The sequence below is a fragment of the Acidimicrobiales bacterium genome, from assembly GCA_036273495.1.
Lineage (GTDB): Bacteria > Actinomycetota > Acidimicrobiia > Acidimicrobiales > JAJPHE01 > DASSEU01.
Genome location: DASUHN010000205.1, coordinates 1 through 9441 on the forward strand (window position 1 = coordinate 1; position 9441 = coordinate 9441).

The 9441-nt window shown below is 74.5% G+C and carries 9 protein-coding genes; 6 read left to right on the forward strand and 3 right to left on the reverse strand.

Annotated features, from left to right (window positions below; all coding sequences use genetic code 11):
- A partial coding sequence (locus VFW24_08660; protein ID HEX5266833.1) for an alpha/beta fold hydrolase occupies nucleotides 1–915 on the forward strand: 915 nt, incomplete at its 5' end.
- Between the two features lie 44 nt (nucleotides 916–959).
- Complete coding sequence (locus VFW24_08665) at nucleotides 960–2606, forward strand: NAD(P)/FAD-dependent oxidoreductase (GenBank protein HEX5266834.1); 1647 nt, start codon at nucleotides 960–962, stop codon at nucleotides 2604–2606.
- Between the two features lie 46 nt (nucleotides 2607–2652).
- Here VFW24_08665 and VFW24_08670 read toward each other — a convergent pair whose 3' ends face one another.
- Together VFW24_08670 and VFW24_08675 are read right to left on the reverse strand one after the other, a co-directional pair.
- Complete coding sequence (locus VFW24_08670; GenBank protein ID HEX5266835.1) at nucleotides 2653–3477, reverse strand: isocitrate lyase/phosphoenolpyruvate mutase family protein; 825 nt, start codon at nucleotides 3475–3477, stop codon at nucleotides 2653–2655.
- Nucleotides 3474–4124: a class I SAM-dependent methyltransferase gene (locus VFW24_08675; protein HEX5266836.1), complete on the reverse strand. Its 651-nt coding sequence runs from the start codon at nucleotides 4122–4124 to the stop codon at nucleotides 3474–3476. Before VFW24_08675 ends, VFW24_08670 begins: the two co-directional genes overlap by 4 nt.
- Before the next feature lie 267 nt (nucleotides 4125–4391).
- Between VFW24_08675 and VFW24_08680 the strand changes: the two genes are divergently transcribed.
- Entirely contained in the window at nucleotides 4392–6056 is a 1665-nt protein-coding gene (locus tag VFW24_08680) for a trehalose-6-phosphate synthase (protein HEX5266837.1), read from the forward strand.
- A 37-nt stretch (nucleotides 6057–6093) separates the two neighbouring features.
- On the forward strand, nucleotides 6094–7008 hold the full coding sequence (locus VFW24_08685; GenBank protein ID HEX5266838.1) for a sucrase ferredoxin: 915 nt from the start codon (nucleotides 6094–6096) through the stop codon (nucleotides 7006–7008).
- On the opposite strand, the gene VFW24_08690 is transcribed toward VFW24_08685, so the two are convergent.
- Nucleotides 6992–7792, reverse strand: coding sequence for an SDR family NAD(P)-dependent oxidoreductase (locus VFW24_08690; GenBank protein HEX5266839.1), 801 nt, complete (start codon nucleotides 7790–7792; stop codon nucleotides 6992–6994). The genes VFW24_08685 and VFW24_08690 overlap by 17 nt on opposite strands.
- 41 nt (nucleotides 7793–7833) lie before the next feature.
- On the opposite strand from VFW24_08690, the gene VFW24_08695 reads away from it, so the two are divergent.
- Nucleotides 7834–8745: an alpha/beta hydrolase gene (locus VFW24_08695; GenBank protein HEX5266840.1), complete on the forward strand. Its 912-nt coding sequence runs from the start codon at nucleotides 7834–7836 to the stop codon at nucleotides 8743–8745.
- A gap of 20 nt (nucleotides 8746–8765) precedes the next feature.
- The coding region (locus VFW24_08700) for a hypothetical protein (protein ID HEX5266841.1) at nucleotides 8766–9441 on the forward strand (676 nt) is incomplete at its 3' end.

The following is a 9441-nucleotide window of genomic DNA, read 5'->3' on the forward strand; positions in this document are numbered from 1 at the left end:
GTGCCCGAGGACAACGTGCTCGCGGTCCGGGACCGGGAGCTGGCGGTCGGCCCCCTCCGCTTCCATGCCCTGGAGTGCGGGCGCGAGGGGGACGACCTGGTGCTGCTGCTCCACGGGTTCCCCCAGCCGTCGTCGGCGTGGCGGCCCCTGCTCGAGCAGCTGGGCCGGCACGGATACCACGCCGTGGCTCCCGACCAGCGCGGCTACTCCCCGGGCGCTCGTCCCTCCGGCCCGGGCGCGTACCGGCTCTCGGAGCTGGTCGACGACGCCCTCGGGATGGCCGACGCCCTGGGGGCCCGGCGCTTCCATCTGGTCGGTCACGACTGGGGCGGGATCGTCGGGTGGACGGCCGCCGCCACTGCCCCGTCCCGGCTGTTGAGCCTCTCCGTCGTCTCCACGCCCCACCCCCGGGCGTACCTCGCCTCCCTCCTGCGCAGCCCCCAGATCCTCCGGTCGGGCTACATCGCCTTCTTCAACCTGCCGTTGGTGCCGGAGCTGGTGCTGGGATCGGCCGGCGGGGCGGTGCTGAAGCGCGCCCTCCTCTCGACCGGCCTGCCCGAGGACGTCGCCGGCCACTACGTCGAGGAGCTGCAGCGCCGGCGGGCCCTGGGTCCGGCGCTCAACTGGTACCGGGCCCTGGTGCGTTCCCGTCCTCTCGTAGGACCGGTCGACGTGCCCACCCTCTACGTGTGGAGCGACGGGGACACGGCCCTGGGCGGGGCGGCGGCGCGCGCCACCGCCCGCCAGGCGCGCGGGCCGTACCGCTTCGAGGTGATGCACGGCGTCAGCCACTGGATCCCCGAGACGGCGCCGGAGGAGCTGGGCCGCATGGTCCTCGAGCACCTGCAGTCGGTCGGCGGCAACGGCGCCAACCGGCCCGCGCGCGCGGGCGTTTCGGCCGGCGCCGGGAGCTGACCCCGGACACCTGACGAGGGGGTGCCGGGAGTAGGGTCGAACCGGTGTCAACCAGCGCGCCGGCTCCTTTCTCGGCGGACGCGGTTGTCGTCGGCTCCGGTCCCAACGGCCTGGTGTGCGCCAACGTGCTGGCCGACGCCGGCTGGGATGTGGTCGTCCTGGAGGCCGCGCCCACGCCGGGCGGCGGCGTCTCCAGCGCCGACTACCTCGGGCCCGGATACGTGGCCGACGTATGCAGCGCGTTCTATCCGCTGGCGGCCGTTTCCCCGGTCATCTCCGCCCTCGACCTGGAGGCCCACGGCCTGCGGTGGCGTCACGCCCCCGCCGTGCTGGCCCATCCCCTACCGGATGGTCGGGCCGCGGTGCTGTCGCGGGACCTGGACGCCACGGCCGAGAGCCTCGAGGGCCTGGGCGCGGGTGACGGAGCGGCGTGGAGACGGCTGTTCGCGGCGTGGGAGGACCTGCGCGCCGACGCCGTAGGCGCCCTCTTCACCCCGTTCCCCCCGGTGCGGGCCGGACTGCGCGCCGTCCGGCGGTTCGGCCCGGCGGGTGTGCTGCGACTGGCGCGCTACGCCACCCTTCCCGTGCGCCGGCTCGGCCAGGAGGAGTTCTCCGGTCCGGGCGGTCCCCTCCTCCTGGCCGGCTGCGCCCTGCACACCGACCTGACGCCCGAGTCCGCCGCCAGCTCCGCGTTCGGCTGGCTCCTCTCCATGCTCGCCCAGGACGTGGGCTTTCCGGTGCCCGAAGGCGGGGCCGGCAGCCTCACCGCTGCTCTCGTCCGGAGGCTGGAGAGCCGGGGGGGAGAGGTGATGTGCTCCCGCCCGGTGGAGCGGATCGAGGTGGCCGGGGGTCGCGCCGCGGCGGTGATCACGTCAGGCGGCGAGCGGGTGGCCGCCCGACGCACGGTCATGGCCGATGTCGTCGCCACCGAGCTGTTCGGCGGACTGGTCGGCTGGGACGACCTCCCGGCCCGCATGCGTCGCGACCTGGAGCGCTTCGAGTGGGACAACTCCACGTTCAAGGTGGACTGGGCGCTGCGGGGCCCGGTGCCGTGGCGGGCGGAAGGGGCCCGTGCAGCGGGCACCGTCCATCTCAGCGAGAGCGTCGACGAGATCACGCAGTACAGCGCCGAGCTGCACCAGGGCCTGGTGCCGGCGCGGCCGTTCGTTCTGGTCGGGCAGATGACGACCGCCGACCCGACACGCTCCCCGCCCGGTACCGAGGTGGTGTGGGCCTACACCCACGTGCCCCGCCACGTACGGGGCGACGCCGGCTGCACGGGCATCAGCGGGCGCTGGGACCAGTCCGACCTGGAGGCCATGGCGGCGCGGCTCGAGGACCGGATCGAGGCCTACGCGCCCGGGTTCAAGGATCTGGTCGCCAGCCGCTGGATCATGGGGCCGGGCCAGCTCGAGGCCCACGACCCCAGCCTGGTGGAAGGGGCCATCGGAGGCGGGACCAGCGCCATCCACCAGCAGCTCGTCTTCCGCCCGACCCCCGGGCTGGGCCGGCCCGAGACTCCGATCCGCGGGTTGTACCTGGCGTCGTCCTCCGCCCATCCCGGAGGCGGTGTTCACGGTGCGTGCGGCTCCAACGCCGCCCGGGCCGCGCTCTGGGCCGAGCGCCCCTTCGGCCGCCACGTCGGCACCCGCATGCTCAGCGCCGCCGGACGGATGGCGCGCGGCTACTGACGAGCCCGGCTACTCACGAGCCCGGCTACTGGCGAGCCCGGCTCCGTCAGCGGGCGGCGAAGGCGGCGGTGACGGCCCGACGCCCCTGGGCCGCCCCGTCGAGCCAGCCGTAGGTTCCCTGATCCAGCAGCTCCCGGGCCGCCTCGGCCACCGCGCCCAGCGCCACGGCATGGAAGGCACCCCCGATCGAGATCCGGCCCACCCCGGCGGCGGCCAGCTCGGGCACCGCCGGCGCCCCGCGAACGGTCAGCACGTTGACGGGACGGTCGAGCGACTCCACGATGCTGCGGATCTGGCCCGGGTCGGACAGACCCGGCGCGTAGAGCACGTCGGCCCCGGCCTCCTGGTAGGCCTGCAGGCGCCTGACGGTGTCGTCCAGATCCGGGCGCCCGCGGAGATAGTTCTCGGCCCGGGCGGTGAGGACCAGGCCCGGGCCCGGGCCGACATGGGCCGCCTCGGCGGCGGCCGAGACCCGCTCGGTGGCCAACGCCAGCTCGTAGACGGGCGCGTCGGGCCGGGTCGTGAAGTCCTCGACCGAGCAGCCGGCCAGGCCCGCATCCCGCGCCCGTTCGACGGTGACAGCCACGCCGGCGGGATCGTCGGCGAAGCAGTTCTCCAGGTCGGCGGAGACGGGAACCTCGACGGCGGCAACGATGCTCGCCGCGTGTTGCACGGCTTCGTCCCGGGAGACCGAGTAGTCGACGCGGCCGAGCGAGGCGGCAAATCCTCCGCTCGTAGTGGCGACGGCCCGGAACCCCAGCGACTCGAGGAGACGGGCCGACCCGCGGTCCCAGGGGTTGGGCATGATCAACGGGGAACCTTTGACGTGAAGGGCACGGAACGTCGATCTCTTGTCGTCGGCTGCGCTCACAGAGGCAACCTATGCCGCCGGCCCGCCCGCGTCCGGCGGATTTCCGACGGGAAGGCCGGCCCGGACGGGCTGGGCTGCTTGCGGAGCAGGAAGCGGACGACGAGCCCACCGAGGCCGGGGGTGATCACGGCCTGGTCGACGGGCAGCTCGGCGACGACGGCCCGGAGCTCGCCGAGGCGGAGGGTGCGGTGGGTGCTCCGGCCCCGGTGCAGCCGGCGGGTCGGGCCGGTCGACAACAGGTCGTAGGCGACGACGTGGCCTCCCGGGCGCAGCACGCGCACCGACTCCGCCAGCGCCTTCTCCCACTCGACGGTGTGGTGCAGCATGATCCAGCTGAGCACGGCGTCGAACGACCAGTCGGGAAAAGGCAGGGCGGTGGCGTCGGCCTGGCGTGCCGTCGCCCGGTCACCGAACCGGGCCAGGCGCGCCGTCGCCGCCGCAACCATCCCGGGGTCGAAGTCGGTGACGGTCATGGCGATGGTGCCGCTGCGGGCGAGCAGCTCCGCCGCCATCGCCCCGCTTCCGGCGCCGATCTCGAGCACCTCACCGAGGGGCTCGTAGCCCTGCAGCGACCAGGGCAGCACCACCTTGCCGGCCACGGCGCACCACAGCGGGTTGCGGCACAGGAACACCTCGACCGGAGACATCGCGGGCATCGGCCACCGCCAGGCTGGATCGGCCCACACCCTAGGGGTGGCCACCCGGTGAGGAAGTACTCCTCCTCGACGTAGCCGAACGCGTCGAGGTCGACCAGGGCGGCGCCGAAGGGCCGGCCGTGCACCCCACCGGTGACGGGGCCGGTCAGCTGGGGATCGGGCATCCCCGGACGTTAGAACGGCCCGCCCGATCTCCTGGCAGAACCTGGGACTCGGAATGGAGTGGCGCCCTGCCCCCGGGGGTAGGTTCGGGCCGGGATGGGGCAACTGGGAGAAGAGATTGGCAGCTCCGGCCCGCTGATCGTGGTGTCGAACCGCGGGCCGGTGGAGCACGGGCCGGGCCCGGACGGGCAGCGGACCACCCGGCGGGGCGGGGGCGGGCTGGTCACGGCCCTGTCCGGCCTGGCCGCCATGACCGAGGCGGTCTGGGTGTGCAACGCCATCACCGACGAGGACCGGGCGGTGGCGCGCGAGAGCGGCGGGCAGACCTTCACCCTCGACGACGGGACCGAGCACCACCTCGTGCGCATGGTGGAGACCGATCCGCAGGAGTACCACCGCTTCTACTCGATCATCGCCAACCCGATCCTGTGGTTCATCCAGCACAACCTGTGGGACCTGTCGAACGCCCCCGACATCACCGCCACCGAGCTCGAGGCCTTCTACTCCGGCTACGTCCCCGTCAACGAGGCGCTGGCGGCGGCGGCCGCCGACGAGCTCGACCGGGTGGGCCCGGGGGCCACGGTGATGGTGCACGACTACCAGCTGTACCTGGTGCCCGCCCTGCTCCGGCAGCGCTGTCCCGAGGTGTTCCTGCACCACTTCGTGCACATCCCGTGGCCGGCGCCGGAGGCGTGGAAGGTGCTGCCCGCGCGCCTGCGCGAGCCCCTGCTCCACGGCCTGCTCGCCAACGACATCGTCGCCTTCCACACCGAGCAGTACGCGCGCAGCTTCCTGCACACCTGCCAGGAGCTGCTCGAGCTGCCGGTCGACCTGTCCTCCCTGTCGGTGCAGGTCGGGAACCGGACCGTGCACGCCCGCTGGTACCCGATCTCGATCGACCCCGCCGCCCTGGAGGCCGAGACCGGCTCCCCCGAGGTGGCCGAGATCCGGGGCCGGCTGGAGAACGTGCGCCGGGAGCACCTGATCCTCCGCGTCGACCGCACCGACCTGTCGAAGAACATCCTGCGCGGGTTCAAGGCCTTCGACCAGCTCCTGCGCAACCACCCCGACCTGACCGGCCGGGTGACCTTCCTGGCCCTGCTGCAGCCCAGCCGCCAGGACGTGGAGCAGTACTCCGAGTACCTGGGCAACATCCGCCGGCTGGTGGCCGACATCAACCTCGAGCACGGCAACGCCGAGTGGCAGCCGATCGACCTGCGCCTCGAGGACTCCCGCCCCCAGGCCATGGCCGCCTACCAGCTGTTCGACGTGCTGCTGGTGAACCCGGTGCTCGACGGGCTCAACCTGGTGGCCAAGGAGGGGATGCTGCTCAACGAGCACGACGGCGTCCTCGTGCTCTCCGAGCACGCCGGGGCGCACGCCGAGCTCGGCGCCTTCTGCCTGTCCGTGCACCCCTTCGACATCGAGGCCCAGGCCGAGGCGCTGTGGCACGCCATCATCATGGACCGCGCCGAGCGGCGCGCCCGCCGGGACGCGTGCGTGCAGGTGATCCGGGCCAACGACATCCGCAAGTGGCTGCAGCAGCAGCTGGCCGACATCACGGCCCTGCGGGACCCCGACCTGGTGGCGCTCGTCGATCTGACCTCCGGCGCCCGGGTGCCGCCGGTGGTCCCCGAACCCATGCCCCCCGTCGATCCCACTCCGATCGACCCCAAGGGCCCGCCGATCCAGCCCGACCCGGGGGTACCTTCGCCCGCCCCGTCCCCGATCCCCCCTCCCCCCGAGCCCCAGCCCGTCTGAGCCCGGCCGGCGGCCCCGGCCCGTGTAGAACAGGTACATGGCCTCCGACCTGCGGTGCTCGACGTGGACGCGCGAGGAGGGCGTCGATCCCGTCGGCTCGGCGGGCTCCTACGCCGGCTTCCTCCTCGTGGAGTGGCCCCTGCCGTGGCCGCGCGACGTGTCGGAGATCCCCGAGCTGGAACCGGTGGCGGCCGCCGCCCGGAAGGCGGACCACCGCCTGCAGGCCCTGGTCCCCGTCCCGGAGCGGGGCCCCGCCCGCGTCGTCCACTACCGCTGGGACGCCGACCGCGGGCGCTTCGAGGGACGGGAGGCTCCCGCCGGCGGTGACGCCGCCGGGGTGGCCCTGGCCCTCCTCGCCGGCCGGGAGCCGCCCGGTACCGGACCGGTCGCCGGCCGCGACGTGCTGATCTGCGGCCACGGGCGAAGGGACCGCTGCTGCGGCTCCCTCGGCACCTCCCTCCAGGAGGACGTGGCCCGGGCCGGTCGTCTCCCCGCCGACGTGCGGGTGTGGCGGACCAGCCACACGGGGGGGCACCGCTTCGCCCCCACCGCCATCGTCCTTCCCGAGGGAACCTGCTGGGGCTACCTCGACGCCGGGGCGGTGGCCGCCATCGTCACGAGGGAGGGGCCCGCCATCGAGCAGACCCCCCGCTACCGCGGCTGCGCCGGGCTGGCCAGCGCCGCGGTGCAGGCGCTGGAGCGAGACGTGCTGGCCGAGGTCGGATGGGACCTGCTGGACCGCCCGCGGCGCGGTGAGGAGGACGGGGACGGGACCGTACGCCTCTCCGTCGACGAGCCCGGCGGCCCTACCCGCACGTGGCAGGCCCGCGTGCGGGTGAGCCGGGTCCTGCCGGTGCCGCAGTGCGGCCAGCCGGTGACCGGGGCGGAGAAGACCGAGGAGGAGCTGGCCGTGGAGGAGCGGCGCGAGCTGTCGGTCACGGCAGGGTCTTGATCGTCCCGCCGTCGACGTTCAGCAGCACGCCCGTCATCCACGCCGCCTGCTCCGAGCAGAGGAAGCCGATGGCCCCCGCCACCTCCTCGGGCCGCCCCGTCCGGCCCATGGCGATCGGCTGGCGCTCCATCATGCGCTGCTCGATCTCCTCCGGGGTGCGGTTGGTGGCCGCCGCCGCCTCGTCGTAGCCGGCCAGCACGCCCTCGGTGCGGGTCAGGCCGGGCAGCACGGCGTTCACCAGCACACCGTCGGCGGCGAAGGCCAGGGCGGTGGTGCGGGTGGCGTGCAGGAGTGCGGCCTTGGCCGCCCCGTAGGAGCCGAACCGGGCGTCGGGGTCGCGCCCCGCCGTCGACGACACGTTCACGACCCGGCCCCACCTGCGCTCGACCATGTCCGGCACGCACGCCATGGTGAGCTGCATGGCGGCGATCACGTTGAGTCGGAACACGTCGACCCACGTCTCCGGGGAGAAATGGCGGACGTGGTCGTTGCCGCTCGGCCCGCCCCCGGCGTTGTTGACGACGATGTCGATCCGCCCCCAGGACGCCAGAGCGACGTCGCGCAGCCGCTCGGCCGAGGCCGGCTCCAGGGCGTCGGCCGCCACGCCCGCCACGTCCCCGCCGGCCGCCCTGATCTCCTCGACCGTCTCCTCCAGGGCGGCGGCGCCGCGGGCGGAAAGCAGCACCGAGGCCCCCTCCGCCGCCAGCAGGCGGGCGGTGGCCCGCCCGATCCCCCGGCTGGCCCCGGTGACGACGGCCACCCGGCCGGAGATCCCGAGCTCCACGAGCGGCGAGCATAGGAGGGGCGCCACTAGCGTCGGGCGGCGTGGTCACCCGCGTGCCCTACGACGAGCTGTCGATGTTCCACGAGAACGCCGCGGAGCACGGCATCGCCTACGACGGCCCGCCGGCGGTGCGCCGCGAGCGCGTTCCGATGGGGGACCGCCGCCACCTCAGCGCCCTGGTGTGGGGAACCGCCGCGCCCGAGCTGGTGTTCCTGCACGGCGGGGCCCAGAACGCCCACACGTGGGACACCGTGCTGCTGGCCCTGGACCGGCCCGCGGTGGCGGTCGACCTGCCCGGCCACGGCCACTCCGACGGGGGCCGGGCCGGATACCTGAGCGCCCGCGACAACGCCGACGACGTGGCGGCCGCCGTGCGCGCCCTGGCCCCGGAGGCCCGGGCCGTCATCGGGATGTCGCTCGGCGGTCTGACCACGCTGGCCCTGGCCGCCGCCCCTCCCGACGTGGTGCGCCGGGTCGTGCTGGTCGACGTGACGCCGGGGGTCAACCGGGAGAAGGCCTCCGCCATCACCGCCTTCGTCAACGGCCCCGAGAGCTTCCCGGACTTCGACGCCATCCTGGCCCGCACCATCGAGCACAACCCGACCCGGACCGAGTCGTCGCTGCGCCGCGGCATCCTGCACAACGCCGAGCAGCGCGACGACGGCAGCTGGGTGTGGCGCTACGCCCGCCACCGCGCTCTGCGGCCGCCCGAGGGCGGCGACGCCATGAGCGACTTCGCGGCCCTGTGGGACGCTGTGTCCGGGCTGCAGGTGCCGGTGATGCTGGTGCGGGGGATGCTCCCCCAGTCGGTGATCGACGACGCCGACGAGGCCGAGCTCCTGCGCCGCCAGCCCGGGGCGCGGGTCGAGCACGTGGCCGGGGCCGGCCACAGCGTGCAGGGGGACGCGCCGGTGGAGCTGGCCCGCCTCATCACCGACTTCGTGTACGGCTAGAGCGGGCAGCACGAGGAACCGTGCCGACGCGGCCTGACGCCGTGCCGCCGGAGGCTCCCACCCTCTCCCTCGGGGATCTGATGGAGCTGGCCGCCCGGCCCGAGGCGGCCGAGGCCGCCGTGACCGAGGGCGCCTCTCCGTTGACGGTCGTAGCCGTCGACGAACGGGTGCCGTCCGGGCCGGCCGGGGCGGAGGTTCCCCGCCTGCCGTGGCGGGTGGTCGTCGGGGTGACGACCGGCGCTGCAACCGCACCGCCCCCGGCCGCCTTCGACGTGGCGCTGTGCCGCGGTCCCGCCGGCCCCGGCTGGGTGAGCGAGGAGGACCTCGACGCCGCCGTCGCCGTCCTCGCCGCCACCGCCACCGGCAATCCCCACGCCTCCGCCGTCGCCTGCCAGCTGCTGCGCGTCAACGAGCAGCTGTCACTGGCCGACGGCCTCATGGCCGAGTCCTTCGCCTACTCCATGCTGCTGGCCGGCCCGGAGTTCGCCGCCTGGAACGCGGGCCGGACCGTCCCCCGCTACCGCCCCTCGCCCGATCCGGTCCTGGTGGGCGACGACGGCGGCACGGTGACGGTCACCCTCAACCGGCCCGAGGTGCGCAACGCCTACGACTCGGCCACGCGCGACGCCCTGGTCGACGTCCTGCGCGGGCTGGCGGCCGTGCCGGAGCCGCCGCCGGTGCTGCTCGGCGGCAACG

What these genes read in the sequence shown, in the direction of transcription:
- VFW24_08675 (HEX5266836.1), bottom strand. Translation starts at nt 4,124, where the DNA reads ATGTCTCCGGTCGAGGTGTTCCTGTGCCGCAACCCGCTGTGGTGCGCC.
- VFW24_08680 (HEX5266837.1), top strand. Translation starts at nt 4,392, where the DNA reads ATGGGGCAACTGGGAGAAGAGATTGGCAGCTCCGGCCCGCTGATCGTG.
- VFW24_08685 (HEX5266838.1), top strand. Translation starts at nt 6,094, where the DNA reads ATGGCCTCCGACCTGCGGTGCTCGACGTGGACGCGCGAGGAGGGCGTC.